The following is an 18,804-nucleotide window of genomic DNA, read 5'->3' on the forward strand; positions in this document are numbered from 1 at the left end:
CAGCAGCCGCGAGGCCGCCGGGGCGATCGTGCGCAAGAAGCAGCGATGCTACTCCTCGACGAGCTCGAACTGATCGGGACCGACGCCGCACACGGGGCAGACGTAATCCTCAGGCAGCTCGGGGGTGTCGACCTCGACCTCGTAGCCGCACACGACGCACACGAACTTATACTTCTTCTCGTCAGCCATGATTGAATCCTTTCGTAGGCGATGACCGTAATCCGTAGTATATCCGTCATCGAGAAAAACTATTCCCAGATTCCGGCATTGGCCCATCTTCGCAAATAGGACACATTATTAGTAACATTTACCGGACGGTACGTTGCTCCCGCACCGTCCGTATGTGCTAAGCCTGATAGCTTGAAGCCTTGGGCGGCGTCTTGCCCTTTAGGGTCGAGTGGTAATAGCTGTACGTCAACGGCTCCTCGTCGGAGAGCCTCTGCGCGTCCACGACGTCGCCGATGAACAGCAGATGCGTGCCCACGTCGACGGTATCGACCACCTTGCACGCGAACAGCGCGCACACGTGCTCGGGAGAGTACGGGCTTCCCACCGCGGAGATCTCGCAGCCGTACTTCTCGAACTTGTCGAAGTTGGCGCTCGTGCGAAACCCGAAGTTGCCGATATAGGGCATATCGGCCGTCATGTCGATCGCCGTCACGGTGAAGGCGCCCGCGCGCTGGATGACGCCGGTCGTCACGTTGTCCTTGTGGACGGCGACCATCAGGCGCGGCGGCAGGGCGGTCACCTGCGTCGCCGTGTTGATGACGCAGCCTGCACGCTGCCCGTCCGCCTCGGCGGAGACCACGTACAAGCCGTAGCTCATCTTGAACAGTGCGGTCTGATCCATATGATCGCTCCCCTCAAACGTAGTATGCGGACACGCCGGCCCTGACAGTAGCGTACCCGCATTCATGGGGGCTGATACCCCCTATCGGGTACGGGGCCCTCGGCACCGTCTAGCGGCTGCGCGCCTTGAGGGCGCGATCGATCTCGCGCTGCATGTCGCGCTTGGCCATGTCCTCGCGCTTGTCGTAGAGCTTCTTGCCGCGTCCGAGCCCGAGCGTGAGCTTCACGCGCCCGTTGTCGTCGAAATACAGCTCGAGCGGCACGAGCGCGTACCCGCGGTTGCGCAGCTTGCCGTCGAGATAGTCGATCTGCTTGCGATGAAGCAGCAGCTTGCGACGGCGATCGGGGTCGCGGTTGAAAATCGAGCCGTGGCTGTAGGGATGGATGTGCACGCCGACGAGCCAGCACTCCCCTCCGCGGATCAAGGCGAAGGTGTCGGTGATCTGGCACGCGCGCTCCCGCAGGCTGCGCACCTCGGTGCCCGCGAGCACGACACCGCATTCGAACGTCTCGTCGATGAAGTACTCGTGATGCGCGGAGCGGTTCTTGGCGATCGTCTTGCGCTCTTTACGACTCGGCATGGCCCTCCCCTCCTTCGGCGCGCTCCCGCGCCAGCTCGGCATCGGACTCGCGGATGAGCTTGACCAGGGCGCGGCAGGCTTCGTCGCCGATCAGGCCGCGCGCACGGACCGTCAGGCGCGTCGCCTCGTTGCGGTCTCCCGCCGCGGCGGCATCGGAGGCGCACATCAGCAGGCAGACGGCCATATCGGCCGACGGCGTGGCGTCGACGCCCTGAGAGGCGAGTTCGGCTTCCGCCTCCTCGTCGGAAGCCTCTGCGGCCTCGGGGCGCTCCGCCGCAAGGCGCCCGGCAAGCGCCTCGACGCGACCGTCATGGGGCGCGAGCTTGCTCGCCACGCGGGCGCAGCCGCTTGCCGCCAGCGCATTGTGGTTGTCGAGGAAGAACTGGCCGAGGTTGGCGTAGGCGCGGGCCGCCGAGCGCCCGTCCGACGCGCGCTCGATCACCGAGAAGCTCAGCGCCGCCCACTCCTGGGTGTTGCCGAGCGCGCGGTGCAGCTCGGCCAGGTCGAGCCGGTAGGCGCAGTTCATGGGATCCCAGCGCACCGCCTGCGTGAGCGTGTTCTTGGCGCTGACGTAATCCTCCTGGTTGATATAGGCGAACGACAGCGCCGCGTACAGCCGGTCGAACGGCGCGCCGACCTGCACGAGCTCGCGCGGGTCGCGCTCCACCCGACGGTACGCCAGGCGCTCGAAGGCGTCGGCGAAGCTGAAGTACTGGACCTTGTCGGTCGCCTGGCACTCGGCGTCGATGTACTCCTCGGCCTGCTCGACTAGGCGCTCGAGCAGCGGGGTCGCCGACGGCAGGTCGCCTGCGGCGAGGTAGCTCTCCGCCTGCGCGATATCTCGTTCGGAAATGGGCAGTTCCACAAGTTCCTCCCAATCGAATACGGTGGGTTATCAGTGTAGCGCACGGGCCGAGTGGATGAGGGCAAGATCGAGATGGCCGCGCACCGGGTTGACGCGCGCGACCTCGACCACCACGCGGGTCCCGAGCGAGATCGTCCGTCCGCTCGCACTCGCGGACAGCACCATCAGGTCCCCGTCGAAATCCCACCACTCGTCACCGCCGAGAGCGGACATGCGCACGAGGCCCTCGGCGCCCGTGTCGTCGAGGCGCACGAACGCCCCCATCTCGTCGATCCACGACACCGACCCCGCGTAGCGTTCCCCGATGCGGCTCGCGTAATACTGGGCGACCTTGACCTTCTGCGTCGCGTGCGCGGCGGCGTCGGCGATGCGCTCGCGCGTGCTCGCATGGTGGCAGAGCTGCGGCAGCACCGGCAGCAGGGCCTGCGAGCCGACGCCGGTGAGCTGGGGCGTCCGTTCGCGCGCCGCGGCCTTGCCGAGGCGCTCCTGCGCGAGCGCGCGCTTGAGCTCGCGATGGACCAGCAGGTCGGGATAACGCCTGATCGGCGAGGTGAAGTGGCAGTAGGCGTCTGCGCCCAGCGCGTAGTGCCCCAGGTTGTGAGGCCGGTAGACCGCCCGCTGCATGGCGCGCAGCAGCAGGGCGTTCACGAGCGGGGCGTAGCCCGTGCCGTGGCTCTTCTCGACAGCGCGCTCGATGGCCACCGGGTCGCCCGCCTTGATGGCCGCGGCGCTCGCGCGATCGATGGCGCCGATCTCCGCCAGCGTCTTCGAGGCAGCCGCCAGCTCATCGGGCGACGGCGGCTCGTGCACGCGGTAGGCGGTATCGAGCCCGCGGTCGGCAAGCCAGCTCGCAACGCACTCGTTGGCAAGCAGCATGGCCTCCTCCACCAGCGAGGTCGCCGCCGTCCGCTCGCGCGTGACGATCCTCACCGGCAGCCCCTGCCCGTCGAGCAGCGCATGCACCTCGACCGTCTCGAAGTCTATGGCCCCGCGGGCATGGCGGATCGCCCGTCGCGCGCAGGCGAGCCCGTCCGCATCGCGCAAGAATGCGCTCAGGTCCACGCCGGCAGCCCTGGCCTTCTCGCACGCCGCCCGGGCCCGCTCGCCGCACGCGCGTGCGACGTCGTCGTCGGCGGCGGGCGGCGCGTCCGTGCCGGCGCCGTCTGCGAGCAGCAGGTCGGCAGCCTCGTAGTCCATGCGCACGCGCGAGCGGATGACGCTCGGGTAGGCGGTAAAGCCGCTCACGCGCCCCCGGCGGTCGAGATCGATATCGACGGTGAACGCCAAGCGGTCCACGTCCGGCTTGAGCGAGCACAAATCGTTCGACAGCGCCTCGGGAAGCATGGGCAGCACGCGGTCGGCAAGATACACCGAAGTCGACCGCCGGCGCGCCTCCAGGTCGATCGACGACTCCCAGGTCACGTAGTGCGACACGTCGGCGATGTGGACGCCGAGCCTCCAGCCCCCAGCCTTCGTGCGCTCGACGGAGATCGCGTCATCGAAATCGCGCGCGTCGACCGGGTCGATCGTCAGCAGGAACCGGTCGCGGATGTCGCGGCGCAGCGGGTCTTCCAGCGCCCCCTCCACATCGAGCACGCAGCGTTGCGCCTCGGCGACCGCCTGCTCGGGATAGCCGTCCTCGAGATCGTAGCGGGCCATGACGCACCGGATGCCAAGGTCCGGCGCATCCGGGCCGCCGATGCGCTGCTCGATGGTCGCCACACCCGATTCGTAGCGCGTCGGGTAGCTCACGATGCGCGCCGACACGACATCGCCCGACATGACGCCGTGGTCGGCGGCGGACGTGTCGTGCGGAAGCACGAAGAAATCCTGGCGGATGCGGGTGTCGAGCGGCCGAATGACGCCCAGGGCCCGGCAAGCTCATAGGTGCCCACGACGCACGCGTTGGCGCGCGACAGGGTGCCCTCGACCACGGCGCGGTGGTTGCCGCCCGGCGCGTGGTGCAGGCTCACCGTGACGACATCGCCGTTCATGGCCTCCCGCTCGCCGCGCTGCGTCAGGCGGAAGGCGCCCTCCGCGGTCTCCACGAACGCACCGGCGTCCGTGATGCGCACGGTTCCGGTCAGGCGCGCCGTATGCCGCGCACGCGTGGGGCCGTGCCTGCGGCCCCCTCTGTTCTTGCGCCCCATGGCGCCTCCCTCCTCATGGCGAATCAGTTGGTGTATACCCAATCGCGCGCAGCGGGCGCGCCCTGGGTACGTAGCCCCGTCGACGGTACGCTATAGGCACACAGCTCCGTTGACAGTACGGTATAGGAACGCTTTTGAGCGAATAACGTGCCTATGACGTACCGTCGACGGGGCGATGTGCCTATAGCGTACCGTCGACGAGACTGCGTGGCGGGGGCGAACCCGCGGCGAGAACAAGAAGGGCCGCCCGAAGGCGGCCCCATGCAAGCAAGCTGTCGCGCGTCGTCTACACCTTGAGGTAGCGACGCATGGCGATCGCGGAACCGAACAGACCGATCACGATACCGATCAGCACGAGCGCCGCGTAGGTGAACAGGTACATCCGCAGCGGGATGTTGATGGTCAAAAACGAGACGACGCTCTGGATCATCGGCATGCCGAAGTTGCGGCACAGCTCCAAGGCGCCGATAGTCAGAAGCGAGCCTAAAAGCGCCTGCAGCACGCCCTCGGTCAAAAACGGCCCGCGGATGAAGCTGTTCGACGCGCCCACCAGGCGCATGATGGCGATCTCGCGGCGACGGGCGGTGATGGACAGGCGGATGGTGTTGTTGATGAAGATGAAGGAGATGAACGTCAGAAGACCCACGAGCACGACCACCGCGACGCGGATGTAGGCCGTCATCTGGAACAGGACGCTGACCTCCTCCTGGCCATACAGGACGCCGGCGTTCACGTCGGCCTCGACGTCGTCCACATCGGGGTTGTCGTCGTCGACGATCTGTCGGAAGTCGGTGTCCGCCTTGATGCGCTCCGCGGTCTCCTCGACCTGCGAGGGCTCGTACATCTCGATCACGAACGAACGGGGCAGCGGATTCTCGCCGTCGAGCGCACCGAGCGTCATGTCGGCGTTGTTGGAGATGTTGCTGGTGTAGTCCGCCAGCGCGTCTTCCTTCGTCTTGAACTGGACGCTCTTGACGTTCTCCCAGCTCGTCAGCTTGTCGTAGAACGCCTGGATCTGCTCGTCGGTCGCGTCGTCGGAGATGAAGGCGTTGATCTTCACCTGATCCTCCACCGAGCCGATCATCGAGTTGACCACCGCGGAACCCAGGATGAACAGACCGATGATGAACAGCGACAGGAAGATGGTGATGACTGCGCCGATCGAGGTGCCGAGGTTGCGTGCGAAGTGGCTGCCCGCCTCGCGCAGCGAATACCCAAAGTTGCTAGGCGCCATAGTTGCCGTAGCCTCCCCTCTCCTGGTCGCGAACGATGTGGCCCGCCTCGAGCGCGATGACGCGGCGGTGCATGGAGTCGACCATCTCGCGGTCGTGCGTCGCCACGATGACGGTCGTGCCCGTGCGGTTGATGCGCTCGAGCAGCTTCATGATGCCGAGCGAGATCGCCGGGTCGAGGTTGCCGGTCGGCTCGTCGCAGATCAGAAGCGGCGGGCGGTTGACCATGGCGCGCGCCACGGCGACGCGCTGCTGCTCGCCGCCGGAGAGCTGGTCGGGCATGGAGTCCATCTGATCGGCCAGGCCGACGAGGCGCAGCACCTCGGGCACCTGGCTGCGGATGACCGCCTTGGGCTTGCCGATGCACTCGAGCGCGAACGCGACGTTCTCGTACGCGGTCTTGTTGGGCAGCAGGCGGAAGTCCTGGAACACCGCGCCGATCTGGCGGCGCAGGAAGGGGACCTTGCGGTTCTTGATGCGCATGAGGTCCTGGCCGGCGACCAGGATGCGGCCGCTCGTCGGCTTGACGTCGCGGATCATCGTGGAGAGCAGCGTCGTCTTGCCCGAACCGGAGTGGCCGACCAGAAAGACGAACTCACCGGGATAGATCTCCAGGTTGACGTCGTCGAGCGCCGGCTTGTTGGGCTGGGCCGCGTAGATCTTGGTGAGGTGCTCCATGAGGATGACCGGCTCGACGCCTGCCTCGCGCGCCATCTGCTTGCGCGACTCCTGCACCGGTGCGAACACCGAGGTGAAATCGGGGCTCGTCAGGGCCTCGTTCACATCGTCGATCTGGCGCTGCTCGGACTCGTCGCTCGAATCGAGCGCGGGGGCCGCCTGCGTCATGAACACATCGGCGTGGGCGGGCTCGGCGGGAGACGGGATGCTGAACAGCGACTGGTCCGCTGCCGGCGCCGCATCGGGCGACGGGACGGCATCCAGGCTCGGCACCGAGGGCACCTCGGGGACGGCGGGAACCTGCTCGGGGGCAGGTGCGTAGGCAAAGGGATCGGCGACCGGCTGCGCCGCCTGTTCGGGCGCCGCCGCCTGCGAGAACAGATCGCCCGTCTCGTCGACGGAAACCGGGGAGGCCGTCGCGGCCTCTGGCACCGGCGCGCCGTTCGCAACCTGCTCGTCACCGGGCTTACGGAAGTGGTTACCCACTATAAGCTCCTTCGTGTCGTGCGTTTGAACTACATACGCTGGATATTCTACCAGTGGATTTCTGCATGCACAGATAAAGCACGGCAGCGCCATGGCACATAACCATAAAACGTTCGCGCAAAAGCGGCGCGAACGCCGGCGCCATCCGGGCCGCACGCAGCGGACCACGGCATCGAGACATGAGATATGTGGAGAAGACGCGAGGTCCTCCCCACATAGGCAACGCTATTGATCAGGCGTCTGCTACTCCGGCAGCTTGCCGAAGTTCTGGACGTACTCGTCGTCGTCCATCCAGTCGATGATGTCGCCCGGCTTGCAGTGCAGCGCCTCGCACATAGCCGTCAGGGTCGAGAAGCGAATGCCCTTCAACCTGCCGGTTTTGATACGGGACACGTTGACCGGAGAGATACCGATCTTCTCCGCAAGCTCGAGCGAGCTCATCTTCCTATCCGCCATTACACGGTCGAGACGCATCACAATGGGCACTTAGATCACCTACAGAATACTGTCCGAATCTTCTTGAAGAATTCTAGCGTATTCAAAGACTCCAGCAAGTGCAAAGAACATCATAGAAAACATAAGAGAATTGAGGTCCAAATCCGGAATTACCTCGGGGGCCCGCAGCCACTCCCCTATGTTGGTCTGAAGGCTGTAGCGCGGCATTAACAGACCCACTACGGCACTGCCCGCGTTCAGGGCCCCCAACATGACCAGGCGGGTCGTCTGCGCAGCTGAAAAGAACTCCGCTCGACGTCCGACAGTGAGGACAAACGAAAGAAAGACTGCAAGAATCAGCAGGTCAAATGCTATGATCAACCCGCTGATGATAAGATAGTGGACCGCTTGCGCAGGCATGCCCGACCCAAGCAGATCAGCGATCAGATCGATGATCACCGCGGCATTCAGCCCGATCCCCACCGCAAGGACACCGCAAAAACCGTACAGGGCTCCGACCACGATGCGCCGGTATGAAATGCCCCATCGGGGCACCATGGAATCCGCCGTGCGCACGTCGGAAAATGATTCGCGAAGCATAGAATCTCCATATAATCTTCAATTATGAATGGCGTAACAAGGCGCCTCGAGAACGAAAAACGCGACGCGAACCTCGTGACGGCTTGCTCTTCACTGCGAGCGACACACCGATCACCTCCATTCCCATACCACGACCCGTTTCAACCCCGGCTTCAGGCAAATGACCCGTCAGCCGCCCGACCGGCTATAGATGCCCGAATATGAGATGACGAACGTATGCGTCCAGGCACCAGCCGCGAACGTCTCCACATGCTCGAAATATGGTACAGGTACTATCACAGGTGAAAACGTTTCGATAATTATTTACTTTGGTGCTTATCGATATGTTAGTTATAGTTATCTACAGCCTGTGCATAGGAAGAAGGAAGCAATATCGTGTTGTCTATTCGAGCGCGTCCCTATTCGCGTACGAGCGTGCCCGCGAGCTCCATCGACTCGTCCGTCGGCTGCCCGAACAGCAGTGGGGCGCGCGTGTAGTCGCCCGTAAATGAGAAGATGATCGACTTGTCCAGGCCGAGCGCACCCTCGAGGTGCGCCGTGCCCTCGCCCCCGGAACTCGAGCCATCACCCGAGAACACATAGGTCATCCCGTCGGTCTGGCGATAGCCCCGCCACGCGCCGTCCGGCGTCATGCGGGTCAGCGTGCAGTCGATGATGCCCGTGATCTCGGCGCTCGCGAACCCCGGCGTCACGGCGCGATACTCCACCGTGAAGGTCCCCTGCTCGATATCGACATGGTCGATCTCGAAGCCGACCATGTTCGCCGCATCGCCGTCGGACGCGACATAGGAGCCTTGAAGCGCGTCGGCATCGTAGGCGACCGTCGAGGTCGCCTCCCCCTGCGCGCGCGTCCACGCATCCCCGTTGAACGAATACGTGTACGGCGTGCTGACCGTATTGGTACCGAACCAGAAGTCGTAGACGTCCTGCGCCGTATACGTGCAGGTCTGGGCCGCCCGGTCGAACGTGGCGTCGAAGCCGTCCGGGAACGCGCTGTCGCGCGTGACGCCGGCGATGGCCTCGGTCGTATCGTTGGTCTGCAGGACGGCGCCCGCCCACCCGGTCGACGTCGCCTGCGCATGGGCGAGCTCGCTGTAGCGGTCCTTCTCGGATGCGCGCGCGAACTTGAGCGCAACCGTGAATTCGGACTCGAAGCTCTCGTTGGAGATGGTGGCGGACGCGTCGACGATGTAGGATCCGTCGTCATCGGCCTCGCACGAGTTCAGCACGACATCGGACAGCTCGTAGGGGGACTCGTCGACGTAATCGTTCGAGGCGAAGCCGTCCATGATGTCGGGGTCCTCCGCAAGGACCTGCTCGACCGCCGCCGCGTCGGGCTGCGCGAACGAGGAGTTCGCGAACCAGACCGCGCCCACGGCGACGACCGCGAGAACGGCGAGGCACGCCCCCGCGACTGCGAGATGGCGGCGGGATATCGGCAGGCGGCGCGGCCCCCGCGAGGCGCCCGCATCCGGGTCGTCTCCGCCGGCGGCTGCAGCCTCGGCCGCCATCCTCGCCTCGGCCTCCGCGCGATAGGGAAGCTCCTGAGTGACACCGGAGCGCGTCGCCTCGGTGAGCATCGCCGTGGTGGACGGCGCCTGGACGAGCGACTCGAGGGCCAGCGCGGCCTCGCGGTGCTCCTGCTCCGCGATCGCCGCCAGCTCGCAGGCATCGGCGAAGGCGGCCGTCGCCGTGACGGCAAGCACCTTGGTCGCCGCGCTCTCCCCCGATGTCGTATCGGGATCGAGGCCCTTGGCATTGTCGGTATCGAGACGAGTCTCGTCGCTCATCGGCGTGCCCTTCTTCCATTACGTCCGCCCGCGCTGAGCCCTATCGTAGCCTAAATCGTGCGGGCGCAACTCTAGGGACAGTCCCTTAAATTTCACGGAGGAGGCATGCGCCTCCTCCGTGAAATTTAAGGGACTGTCCCTAGAGTTGCGCCCGCACGATAGTGCACAGCGTCCTTATGCGAGCAGCTCCTCGACGGCCCGCTCGACGCCCTCGGCGTCCAGACCGTACTTGTGCAGCAGGTCGACCGCAGGGCCCGACTCGCCGAAGACGTCGTTCACGCCGAGCTTCTTGACCGGCACGGGGTTCTTCTCGGCAAGCACCGCGCACACGGCGTCGCCAAGGCCGCCGATAACGGAATGCTCCTCGACCGTCAGCACGCGGCCGGTCTTCTTGGCGCTCTCCAGGATGATGTCCTCATCGAGCGGCTTGATGGTGTGCATGTCAATGACCTCGGCGGAGATGCCCTTGGCGGCGAGCGCCTCAGCGGCCTCGAGCGACGCCTGGACCATGAGGCCGCAGGCGACGATCGTCACGTCCGCGCCCTCGCGCATGAGGATGCCCTTGCCGATCTCGAACTCGAAGGAGTCGGCGTCGTTGACGACCGGCACGGCCAGACGGCCAAAGCGCATGTAGACGGGGCCCTCCATCTCGTAGGCGGCGCGCACGGCGGCCTTGGCCTCGACGTCATCGCACGGAACGATGACCGTCATGCCCGGAATGGTGCGCATGAGCGCGATGTCCTCGTTGCACTGATGGGTGGCTCCGTCCTCGCCCACCGAGATGCCGGCGTGCGTGGCGCCGATCTTGACGTTCAGGTGGGGGTAGCCGATGGAGTTGCGCACCTGCTCGAACGCGCGGCCCGCGGCGAACATCGCGAACGTGCTCGCAAACGCCACGCGGCCCGTGGTCGCGATACCGGCGGCGATGCCGACCATGTTGGACTCGGCGATGCCGGCATCGAAGAAGCGGTCGGGATAGGCGGCCTTGAACTTGCCGGTCTGGGTCGCGGCCGCGAGGTCCGCGTCCAGGACCACGAAATCGTCGTGCTCGGCACCGAGCTCGACGAGCGCCTCGCCATAGCTCTGGCGGGTGGCGACCTTCTTCACGTCAGCCATTGTTCTTAAGCCTCCTTCGCGAGCTCGGCCATGGCCTGCTCGAACTGCTCGTCGTTGGGCGCCTTGCCATGCCAGCCGACCTGGTTCTCCATGAAGGAGACGCCCTTGCCCTTGACGGTCTCGCACACGATGCACGTGGGCATGCCCGCGGTCTCGCGCGCCTCGGCGAAGGCGGCGCGCAGCTGGGCCATATCGTTGCCGTCGGCGACCTCGACCACGTGGAACTTGAAAGCGCGGAACTTGTCGGCGATGGGCATCGCGGAGTTGACCTCCTCGATGCTGCCGTCGATCTGCAGGCCGTTGTGGTCGACGATCAGGCAGAGGTTGTCCAGCCCGTGGTTACCGGCGAACATGGCGGCCTCCCAGACCTGGCCCTCCTCGATCTCGCCGTCGCCCAGTAGGCAGTAGGTGCGATAGGTGTCACCCCAGTGCTTGGCGGCAAGAGCCATGCCCACGGCGGCCGAAATGCCCTGGCCAAGGGAGCCGGTGGACATGTCGACGCCCGGGGTATCGTTCATGTTGGGGTGACCCTGCAGATGGCTGCCGATGTGGCGCAGCGTCTCCAGGTCCTCCTTGGGGAAGAAGCCGCACTCGGCGAGCGCCGCGTACAGAGCCGGCGCGCAGTGGCCCTTGGAGAGGACGAAGCGGTCGCGGTCGGCCTTGTGCGGGTCGGCCGGGTCGATGTTCATTTCCTCGAAATACAGGTAGGTGACGATGTCGGCGGCTCCCAGCGAACCACCGGGATGTCCCGACTTCGCCGCGTGCACGGCGGTCACGATCCCCTTGCGTACCTCGTTGGCAACCTTCTTGAGCTCATCGTCGCTCATGGCGCCTCCTTTCCGTGGTGTGCGTTAGGCTATATCCCGAACAGCACTGATCAACGAAAACGCCCCCATCCGGACGTGCTGTCGCGAGCACGGTATGCGCACGTCAAACCCGCAATCACGACTACTCCACCATACCACAGCGAACCAGTCAGAATGCGCGGTTTCGCGCAATGAGATAGGTTGGTCGGGAAAACGGCCCCGTCACAAAACTAATCGCCTGTCAGCGTTCGAAATCCTTGAATCCCTCGCCGATCGCCTCGGTCACGTCGCTGATGAACATGATGGCGTCGGGATCGTGCTCGGCCACGATGGTCTTGAGCGCGGACACCTCGCGGCGATCAAGGATGACCATGAGCATGGGGCGATCCCGACCGCTCCACAGGCCGCGCGCGGACAGCTCGGTCACGCCACGATCGAGCCCGTGCATGATGTCGTAGGCGATCTCGTCGTGGCTCTCGGAGATGATGTACGCGGCGCGCCTGCGCTCGGCGCCGTCGACCACCATGTCGACCACGAAGCCCATAAGCACCATCGAGAGCGCAGCGTACAGGGCGTTTTCGAGCGAGAAGACCGGCGCGCTGGCCGCGCACACCGCCACATCGATCGCCATGACGGTCGTGCCGACGGGCAGCGAGGTCTTGCGGGAGACGATCTGGGCCACCGTATCCGATCCGCCTGTGTTGGCGCCGCAGCGGAACACCAGCCCGTAGCCGACGCCCGACAGGATTCCTCCCCACAGTGCGCAGAGCATCAGGTCGCCCGACGCGAGCGGCGAGACGAACGGGGCGAACAGGTCGGTGAAGAAACCGAGCAGCACGAAGCCCACGACGGTCTGGGCGGCATAGCGCATGCCGCCGGCGCGGACCGCCGCGAGCAGAAGCACGGCGTTCATGACGATGGTCTGCATGCCGACGGGCAGCTCGAAGCCGGAACGGCGCGTGAGCTCGGCGATGATGGTGGCGAGTCCCGTCACGCCGCCGGCGGCGAGGCCCTGCGGCACCATGAACATGTCGATGGCGAGCGCCGCGAGGGCGCAGCCCGCAACGACGAGCGGGAGCTCATGCACGAACCGAGATTTGATCAAAGCGCGCACGTCGATACGACGGGCCATGCGGCATCCCCTCTCTCACGCCCCGTCCCCGGCCGCCGCGCGCGGCGACAGCGACGGCGCCTACTCCGCGTCCGACTCGCTCGGCGTGTAGTCGGCGTTGCCGGTCGCCCAGCGATGGTAGCCGATGATGAAGGGGTCGAGATCTCCGTCCTCGAGCACCGCCTCGACGTTGCCGGTCTCCACGCCGCTGCGAAGATCCTTCACCATCTGATACGGGTACAGCACGTAGCTACGGATCTGGTTGCCGAATCCGATGGCGTGCTTGGGGCCGCGGATCTGGTCGAGCTCCTCCTCGCGCTTCTGAAGCTCGAGCTCGTAGAGGCGGGCCTTCAGGATCTGCATGCACGCCGCCTTGTTCTGGATCTGGCTGCGCTCGTTTTGGCAGGTGACCACGATGCCGGTCGGCAGGTGCGTGACGCGCACGGCCGAATCGGTCGTGTTGACGCCCTGTCCGCCGGGACCGCTCGCATGGTAGACGTCCACGCGGATGTCATCGGACGCGATCTCGATGTCGATGTCGTCGGGCAGCACCGGGATGACCTCGACGCCCGCAAACGTCGTCTGGCGGCGCTTCTTGTCATCGGTCGGCGAGATGCGCACCAGACGGTGCACGCCCGCCTCGGCGCGCAGCATGCCGAACGCGTCTTTGCCCTCGACCGTGAACGTCGCGCGGTCGATGCCGATCACCTCTGCCGCCGGGCAGTCGTTGACCGTCACCTTCCATCCGCGGCGCGCGCAGTACTTCATGTACATCTTGAACAGCATGAAGGTCCAGTCCTGGGCCTCCAGGCCGCCCTGACCCGGCTTGATGGTGACGATGGCGTCGCCATGGTCGAACTTGCCGGTGAACCACGAGGAGAGCTCCATCTCGTCGACGGCATGCGTGAGCTGGGCCACGGTCGATGCGGCCTCCTTGAGGAGCTCCTCGTCGCCCCCCATCTCCTCGGCGAGCTCGAGCGCGGCGCGCGCGTCGGCAAGGCTCTCGCGCGCGTGCTCGACCGACTGAACGTCGTCGCGGTCGCGCGAGAGCTCCGCCATCAGCGAGCGGGCGGCCTCGGCATCATCCCAGAACCCCGGCTCGGCGCTCTTGCGCTCGAGCTCGGCCACGCGCTCGCGCTTCTCCTCCAGATGGAGATAGGACTCCACCTCCGCCAGACGGACGGCGAGGGAGTCCAGATCCTCCACGGTCACGGTGGACGCGTCCATTACGCACGGTCCTTGCCGTGGCAGTTCTTGAACTTCTTGCCGCTGCCGCACGGGCAGGGATCGTTGCGGCCGACGTTGGCATACGGGTCGCCGCTCTCATCCTTGCGATACGTGCGCACGGTGGAGCCGGCGGCACCGGCCGTCCCCTGCGGAGCGCGTCCGGCCGCATTGGCGGCGTTGGCCGCGGCCTGGCGACGAAGGGTCGAGGCGCCGTCCGGATCGGAGGGGCCGGAATAGGTCGCGTGGTCGAGCGCCGAGGGGGGCTCGGGCTTGGGGGCCTGGCGCACCTCGATGCGCAGCACGGTGCGCAGGTAGTCCTCGTACATGGTGTCGACCAGCGTGTGGAACGCGGCGAACGCCTCGGACTTGTACTCGACCAGCGGGTCGCGCTGACCGAAGCCGCGCAGGCCGATGCCCTGCTTGAGGTAGTCCATCTCCTGCAGGTAGTTCATCCAGCGCGTGTCGATGACGCGCAGCATGACCTGGGTGTTGAGGTCGCGCATGAGGTTCTCGCCCAAGCGCTCGGACTTCTGCTCGTAGCAGGTGTCGACATAGGAGAGCACGTCGCGCTTGAGGTCCTCGTAGTCCTCGTCGCCGAACTCGGGGGCGTCCTGGTTGCCCGTGAGCTCCACGAGCCACTTGTGCAGGCCTTCGAGGTCGCGCTCGCCGGAACGCGAGTCGACCGCGCAGAACTCCTGCACGCAGCGCGACACGGTGTCGTCGATGACCTCGTCGATGTGCCCGGCCAGGTCCTTGCCGTCCAGGATCTTGTTGCGCTCGGCGTAGATGACCTGGCGCTGCTTGTTCATGACGTCGTCGTACTCCAGGACGTTCTTGCGCATGGAGAAGTTGATGTTCTCGACCTTGTGCTGGGCGCCCTCGACGGCCTTGGAGATGATCTTGTTCTGGATGGGCTGGTCGTCGGGCATGTCGTAGCGCTGCATCATGGCGCCGACCTTGTCCATGCGGTCGCCGCCGAACAGGCGCATGAGGTCGTCTTCGAGCGACAGGTAGAACTGGGTCTCGCCCGGGTCGCCCTGACGGCCGGAACGGCCGCGCAGCTGGTTGTCGATACGACGCGACTCGTGGCGCTCGGTGCCGATCACGGTCAGGCCGCCGGCGGCCAGCACCTTCTCGCGCTCGCTCGCGCAGATCTCGCGCGCCTCGGTGTACTTCTCCATATAGGTCCGCTTGTACTCGTCGGGGCTCTCGACAGGGTCGATGCCCAGCGCGAGCGTCTCCTCGCGGGCGAGCTCCTCGGCGTTGCCGCCGAGCAGGATGTCCGTACCGCGGCCGGCCATGTTCGTGGCGATGGTCACCGCGCCCAGGCGCCCGGCCTGCGCGACGATGTGCGCCTCGCGCTCGTGGTACTTGGCGTTCAGGACCTCGTGGCGGATGCCGCGCTTGTTGAGCAGGCGCGACAGGCGCTCGGAGCTCTCGATGGAGACCGTGCCCACGAGCACCGGCTGGCCCTTGGCGTGGCGCGCCGCCACGTCATCGGCCACCGCGTTGAACTTGGCGTCGATGGTGCGGTAGACCAGGTCGTCGTTGTCCTTGCGGATGACGGGCTTGTTGGGCGGGATCACCTGGACGGCCAGGTTGTAGATCTCGCGGAACTCGGCGTCCTCGGTCAGCGCCGTACCGGTCATGCCCGACAGCTTGTCGTACAGGCGGAAGTAGTTCTGCAGGGTGATGGTCGCGAGCGTCTGGTTCTCCTCGCGCACGAGCACGCCCTCTTTGGCCTCGATGGCCTGATGCAGGCCCTCAGAGTAGCGGCGGCCCTCCATGATGCGGCCCGTGAACTCGTCGACGATCTTGACCTCGCCGTTCGTCACGACGTACTGCTTGTCGCGATGGAACATGTACTGGGCTTTGAGCGCCTGCTGCAGGTGGTTCACGAGCTGGCCGGACAGGTCGGCGTAGATGTCGTCGATGCCGAGGCGCTGCTCGACCTTCTCCAGACCCTGCTCGGTGCAGGCGATGGTGTGCTTGGCCTCGTCCATGATGAAGTCGCCGGTGGGCTCGGGGCGCTCGGCGCCGACGGCCATGACGTCGAACTCGGGCTCCTCGCCACGGGTCAGACCGCGGACGGCGCGCGCGAACTTCTTGTAGGTGTCGGCGGACTTGGTGCCGGCGCCGGAGATGATGAGCGGGGTGCGCGCCTCGTCGATCAGGATGGAGTCGACCTCGTCGACGATGGCGTAGGCGTGGCCGCGCTGCACGCGCTGCTGCGGGCGGACGACCATGTTGTCGCGCAGGTAGTCGAAGCCGAACTCGGAGTTGGTGCCGTAGGTCACGTCGGCCTGATAGGCCGGGCGCTTGAGGTCGAGCTGCATGCCGTTTTGCAGCAGGCCGACCGTCATCCCCAGGAAGTGGTAGATGCGCCCCATCTGCTCGGAGTCGCGACGCGCCAGGTAGTCGTTGACGGTGACGATGTGGACGCCCTTGGCGGGGATCGCGTTGAGGTAGCCGGCGAGCGTCGACACCAGCGTCTTGCCCTCGCCGGTCTTCATCTCGGCGATCTGGCCCTCGTGCAGCGCCATGCCGCCGATGAGCTGGACGTCGAAATGACGCAGGCCGAGCGTGCGCTTGGACGCCTCGCGGACCACGGCGAACGCCTCGGGCAGCATGCTGTCGAGGCTCTCGCCGCCCTCATAGCGCTCGCGGAACAGAACCGTCTGATGGGCGAGCTCCTCGTCGCTCATCTTCTCATAGGTGGGCTCGAGATCGTTGATCTTGACGACCATCTTCTCGTAGCGCTTGAGGTCCTTGTCCGCTCCGAAGGAGAGCAGCTTTGAAACGAATCCCATGTGGTTTCCTTCTCATATCTTCGTGCGCAGTCATGCGCATGCACAGTCGATGATTACTCTAGCCAATTGCAGTTTGCGTTATGCGAAGGTTACGTGCAGTCACACGGAAACCATGCGGAACGACACGAAACGGCTCTTAATCAAAAGACCAATGCCGTGTCGTGCGAAAGAATCTCGCGATGTTGACGCTTTCTTGACTTCCGTCTCATACGCTCATGGCAGTGAGAAAGGAGACGGATATGTCGACGACGAATGAGGAGACCTTCGTTCCCGCAGGATTCGGCAGCGCCGAGCGCAAGCGGGACGACGCACGGCGCCCAAGGTGCGGCAAGCTCGCCGCCGCGGTCATCGGGGGCATCTGCCTCGCTGCGCTTATCGGCGCGTGCATCGCGTTCGGGCCGCAGCTCTGGGGCTTCTTCATGAACGGCGAGGCCGTGCGCGCGTGGGTCGACGCGCAGGGCCCGTTCGCGCCGGTCGCCATGACGGCGCTGGTCGTGGCGCAGATCGCCGTCGCCATCCTGCCCGGCGAGCCCGTCGAGCTCGCCGCCGGCTACCTGTTCGGGTTCTGGGAGGGAACCGCCATCTGCCTTGCGGGTAGCCTTGTCGGCACGCTGCTGGTCACGCTGCTTGTGCGCCTTCTCGGCATGCGCGTCGTGCGCGCGTTCTTCTCCGCCGAGCAGATCAAGGGCGTCTCCTGGCTTCGCGACTCCGCGCGCTTCGAGCTGATCATGTTCGTCGTGTTCCTGATACCCGGCACCCCGAAGGACATCCTCACCTACGTGGCGGGGCTCACCACCTGCCCGTGGTGGCGCATCGCCGCGATCACCACGGTGGGGCGGATCCCCTCGGTCATCTCCTCGACCCTGGCGGCAGGTTTTGCCTCCGAGGGCAATTGGGTGGCAGCAGTTGCGGCGTTTGCGGTAACGCTCGCTTTGGTCGGCATCGGAACGGGCATCTTCGCCGTGATCAAGCGGCGTGCGAAGAGCTAGCCCGCTTATATCCGCAGGCGCCTGCCGCACGTGGGTACCGATTGTGCCCGTGCCCCCCTGGAAACCGCTGATCAAAGGGCATCGAGCCCCGCGGACCGGGGAGGCTGGGGGATCGACGGTACGCATATGGAACGCCGCCCTGTTGACTGTACGCTATAGGAACGCTTTCGGGCGAAAAACGTTGCTATAGCGTACAGTCAACAGGGCGGCGTTCCCATAGCGTACTCTCGATTCGGGCGACACCGCAGTGCGCGCGGGAAGCACTCGAATCCGGGCCGGAATCGGCAAATTCATCCGCACCCTTTAGGCCGAGCGCACCGGATGCCTGATCACGGTCTTGAGATTCTCCGGCTTGGTGCGACGCGGGTCTCCGAGATAGATCTCATGATGCAGCCGAACTGTTGGCACGGTGCCGCCGGTATCGAGCGCGGCGAGTATCGCGGCTCCATCGAACGCCTTCGTAGCGCGATGCCCCGCAGGCGACTCCCCTCCCTCCGCGATATCGGCAGCAAGGCCCTGCGCCGAGATGAAATCCGAGAGGCGGGCGATCGTCGCCGGCTCGTCGTCATAGGACCCCTTGTGCATGATCTGCGCGCACGGACCCTCGGCAAACCGGACGAGCCTCAGCTCGCCCGCCTCGACCGCATCTGCGAGCTCAGGTTTCTTCGCAACCATCATGCCGCAGGCGCGCTCGAACACCTCGGGCGTCACGAAATCGGGCTGACGGATGAGCGACACCCAGGACAGGGCCCCCTTGTCGGCGATCGAGGCGCCGTCGAACGCGCCGGAGCCCGCCCACCAGAGGCCCTCGAGCGGGGGCACCACATAATCGAAATACCCCTCCGGCTGCCAATCGCCCATCTTCGCCATCTTGACGGTATACGAAAACCCGTAGAGCACGCCGAGGGCACGCTGGTACGCGCCGCCCTCCTCGTTGGGATCCCCCGTCCCCGCCATCGCGGCAAACGTCATGGCGGGCACATCGACAAGCGACGGCCTTGCCTTGGGCACATACAGGTCGCGGTATTCCTTCTTGAAGTCATACGCCATGGCGTGCCCCCTCCTTCTGCACGCGGTGC

General features: G+C 65.5%; 18 protein-coding genes. 1 reads left to right on the forward strand and 17 read right to left on the reverse strand.

Going from position 1 to position 18,804, the window contains the following annotated elements; all coding sequences use genetic code 11:
• Positions 1-48 precede the first annotated feature (48 nt).
• From QVN30_RS07550 to secA, 16 genes are all read right to left on the reverse strand, one after another.
• On the reverse strand, positions 49-189 hold the full coding sequence (locus tag QVN30_RS07550; RefSeq protein WP_066834651.1) for a rubredoxin-like domain-containing protein: 141 nt from the start codon (positions 187-189) through the stop codon (positions 49-51).
• Positions 190-346: 157 nt separating this feature from the next.
• Positions 347-850 carry a flavin reductase family protein gene (locus QVN30_RS07555; protein ID WP_289827394.1) on the reverse strand — a complete coding sequence of 168 codons (504 nt, stop codon included), beginning with the start codon at positions 848-850 and terminating at the stop codon, positions 347-349.
• A 109-nt stretch (positions 851-959) separates the two neighbouring features.
• A complete protein-coding gene (smpB, locus tag QVN30_RS07560; protein WP_066834647.1) occupies positions 960-1,430 on the reverse strand; it encodes an SsrA-binding protein SmpB in 471 nt (156 codons plus the stop codon).
• Entirely contained in the window at positions 1,417-2,295 is an 879-nt protein-coding gene (locus tag QVN30_RS07565) for a tetratricopeptide repeat protein (protein WP_289835978.1), read from the reverse strand. Before QVN30_RS07565 ends, smpB begins: the two co-directional genes overlap by 14 nt.
• Before the next feature lie 30 nt (positions 2,296-2,325).
• A complete protein-coding gene (locus QVN30_RS07570; protein WP_289835979.1) occupies positions 2,326-4,116 on the reverse strand; it encodes a ribonuclease R family protein in 1,791 nt (596 codons plus the stop codon).
• The gene (locus QVN30_RS07575) at positions 4,044-4,445 is read right to left on the reverse strand and encodes a hypothetical protein (protein ID WP_289835980.1); all 402 of its coding nucleotides are present in this window, start codon (positions 4,443-4,445) and stop codon (positions 4,044-4,046) included. Before QVN30_RS07575 ends, QVN30_RS07570 begins: the two co-directional genes overlap by 73 nt.
• 286 nt (positions 4,446-4,731) lie before the next feature.
• A complete protein-coding gene (gene ftsX, locus QVN30_RS07580) occupies positions 4,732-5,679 on the reverse strand; it encodes a permease-like cell division protein FtsX (protein WP_066834645.1) in 948 nt (315 codons plus the stop codon).
• Positions 5,669-6,841: a cell division ATP-binding protein FtsE gene (gene ftsE / locus QVN30_RS07585; RefSeq protein WP_066834642.1), complete on the reverse strand. Its 1,173-nt coding sequence runs from the start codon at positions 6,839-6,841 to the stop codon at positions 5,669-5,671. Before ftsE ends, ftsX begins: the two co-directional genes overlap by 11 nt.
• A 243-nt stretch (positions 6,842-7,084) precedes the next feature.
• Positions 7,085-7,315, reverse strand: coding sequence for a helix-turn-helix domain-containing protein (locus tag QVN30_RS07590; protein WP_222704304.1), 231 nt, complete (start codon positions 7,313-7,315; stop codon positions 7,085-7,087).
• Between the two features lie 21 nt (positions 7,316-7,336).
• A complete protein-coding gene (locus QVN30_RS07595) occupies positions 7,337-7,876 on the reverse strand; it encodes a hypothetical protein (protein ID WP_066834638.1) in 540 nt (179 codons plus the stop codon).
• A gap of 398 nt (positions 7,877-8,274) precedes the next feature.
• Complete coding sequence (locus tag QVN30_RS07600; RefSeq protein ID WP_289835981.1) at positions 8,275-9,666, reverse strand: hypothetical protein; 1,392 nt, start codon at positions 9,664-9,666, stop codon at positions 8,275-8,277.
• 174 nt (positions 9,667-9,840) lie between these two features.
• Entirely contained in the window at positions 9,841-10,782 is a 942-nt protein-coding gene (locus QVN30_RS07605; protein WP_289835982.1) for a transketolase family protein, read from the reverse strand.
• A 5-nt stretch (positions 10,783-10,787) separates the two neighbouring features.
• Positions 10,788-11,609, reverse strand: coding sequence for a transketolase (locus tag QVN30_RS07610; protein WP_289835983.1), 822 nt, complete (start codon positions 11,607-11,609; stop codon positions 10,788-10,790).
• Between the two features lie 220 nt (positions 11,610-11,829).
• The gene (locus QVN30_RS07615; protein ID WP_289835984.1) at positions 11,830-12,720 is read right to left on the reverse strand and encodes a YitT family protein; all 891 of its coding nucleotides are present in this window, start codon (positions 12,718-12,720) and stop codon (positions 11,830-11,832) included.
• Between the two features lie 60 nt (positions 12,721-12,780).
• A complete protein-coding gene (prfB, locus tag QVN30_RS07620; protein ID WP_289835985.1) occupies positions 12,781-13,926 on the reverse strand; it encodes a peptide chain release factor 2 in 1,146 nt (381 codons plus the stop codon).
• Positions 13,926-16,736 (reverse strand): preprotein translocase subunit SecA, encoded by a 2,811-nt coding sequence (gene secA / locus QVN30_RS07625; RefSeq protein WP_289835986.1) that lies wholly within the window; start codon positions 16,734-16,736, stop codon positions 13,926-13,928. The genes prfB and secA overlap by 1 nt, the downstream gene beginning before the upstream one ends.
• Positions 16,737-16,975: 239 nt before the next feature.
• Between secA and QVN30_RS07630 the strand changes: the two genes are divergently transcribed.
• On the forward strand, positions 16,976-17,725 hold the full coding sequence (locus QVN30_RS07630) for a TVP38/TMEM64 family protein (protein WP_289835987.1): 750 nt from the start codon (positions 16,976-16,978) through the stop codon (positions 17,723-17,725).
• Positions 17,726-18,028: 303 nt separating this feature from the next.
• On the opposite strand, the gene QVN30_RS07635 is transcribed toward QVN30_RS07630, so the two are convergent.
• Positions 18,029-18,775 (reverse strand): GyrI-like domain-containing protein, encoded by a 747-nt coding sequence (locus QVN30_RS07635; protein WP_289835989.1) that lies wholly within the window; start codon positions 18,773-18,775, stop codon positions 18,029-18,031.
• Between the last annotated feature and the right edge of the window lie 29 nt (positions 18,776-18,804).

The sequence above is a fragment of the Collinsella ihumii genome (assembly GCF_030385545.1).
In the GTDB taxonomy this organism is placed as follows: domain Bacteria; phylum Actinomycetota; class Coriobacteriia; order Coriobacteriales; family Coriobacteriaceae; genus Collinsella; species Collinsella ihumii.

What these genes read in the sequence shown, in the direction of transcription:
- QVN30_RS07550 (WP_066834651.1), bottom strand. Translation starts at nt 189, where the DNA reads ATGGCTGACGAGAAGAAGTATAAGTTCGTGTGCGTCGTGTGCGGCTAC.
- QVN30_RS07555 (WP_289827394.1), bottom strand. Translation starts at nt 850, where the DNA reads ATGGATCAGACCGCACTGTTCAAGATGAGCTACGGCTTGTACGTGGTC.
- smpB (WP_066834647.1), bottom strand. Translation starts at nt 1,430, where the DNA reads ATGCCGAGTCGTAAAGAGCGCAAGACGATCGCCAAGAACCGCTCCGCG.
- QVN30_RS07575 (WP_289835980.1), bottom strand. Translation starts at nt 4,445, where the DNA reads ATGGGGCGCAAGAACAGAGGGGGCCGCAGGCACGGCCCCACGCGTGCG.
- ftsX (WP_066834645.1), bottom strand. Translation starts at nt 5,679, where the DNA reads ATGGCGCCTAGCAACTTTGGGTATTCGCTGCGCGAGGCGGGCAGCCAC.
- QVN30_RS07590 (WP_222704304.1), bottom strand. Translation starts at nt 7,315, where the DNA reads ATGCGTCTCGACCGTGTAATGGCGGATAGGAAGATGAGCTCGCTCGAG.
- QVN30_RS07595 (WP_066834638.1), bottom strand. Translation starts at nt 7,876, where the DNA reads ATGCTTCGCGAATCATTTTCCGACGTGCGCACGGCGGATTCCATGGTG.
- QVN30_RS07600 (WP_289835981.1), bottom strand. Translation starts at nt 9,666, where the DNA reads ATGAGCGACGAGACTCGTCTCGATACCGACAATGCCAAGGGCCTCGAT.
- QVN30_RS07605 (WP_289835982.1), bottom strand. Translation starts at nt 10,782, where the DNA reads ATGGCTGACGTGAAGAAGGTCGCCACCCGCCAGAGCTATGGCGAGGCG.
- QVN30_RS07610 (WP_289835983.1), bottom strand. Translation starts at nt 11,609, where the DNA reads ATGAGCGACGATGAGCTCAAGAAGGTTGCCAACGAGGTACGCAAGGGG.
- QVN30_RS07615 (WP_289835984.1), bottom strand. Translation starts at nt 12,720, where the DNA reads ATGGCCCGTCGTATCGACGTGCGCGCTTTGATCAAATCTCGGTTCGTG.
- prfB (WP_289835985.1), bottom strand. Translation starts at nt 13,926, where the DNA reads ATGGACGCGTCCACCGTGACCGTGGAGGATCTGGACTCCCTCGCCGTC.
- secA (WP_289835986.1), bottom strand. Translation starts at nt 16,736, where the DNA reads ATGGGATTCGTTTCAAAGCTGCTCTCCTTCGGAGCGGACAAGGACCTC.
- QVN30_RS07630 (WP_289835987.1), top strand. Translation starts at nt 16,976, where the DNA reads ATGTCGACGACGAATGAGGAGACCTTCGTTCCCGCAGGATTCGGCAGC.
- QVN30_RS07635 (WP_289835989.1), bottom strand. Translation starts at nt 18,775, where the DNA reads ATGGCGTATGACTTCAAGAAGGAATACCGCGACCTGTATGTGCCCAAG.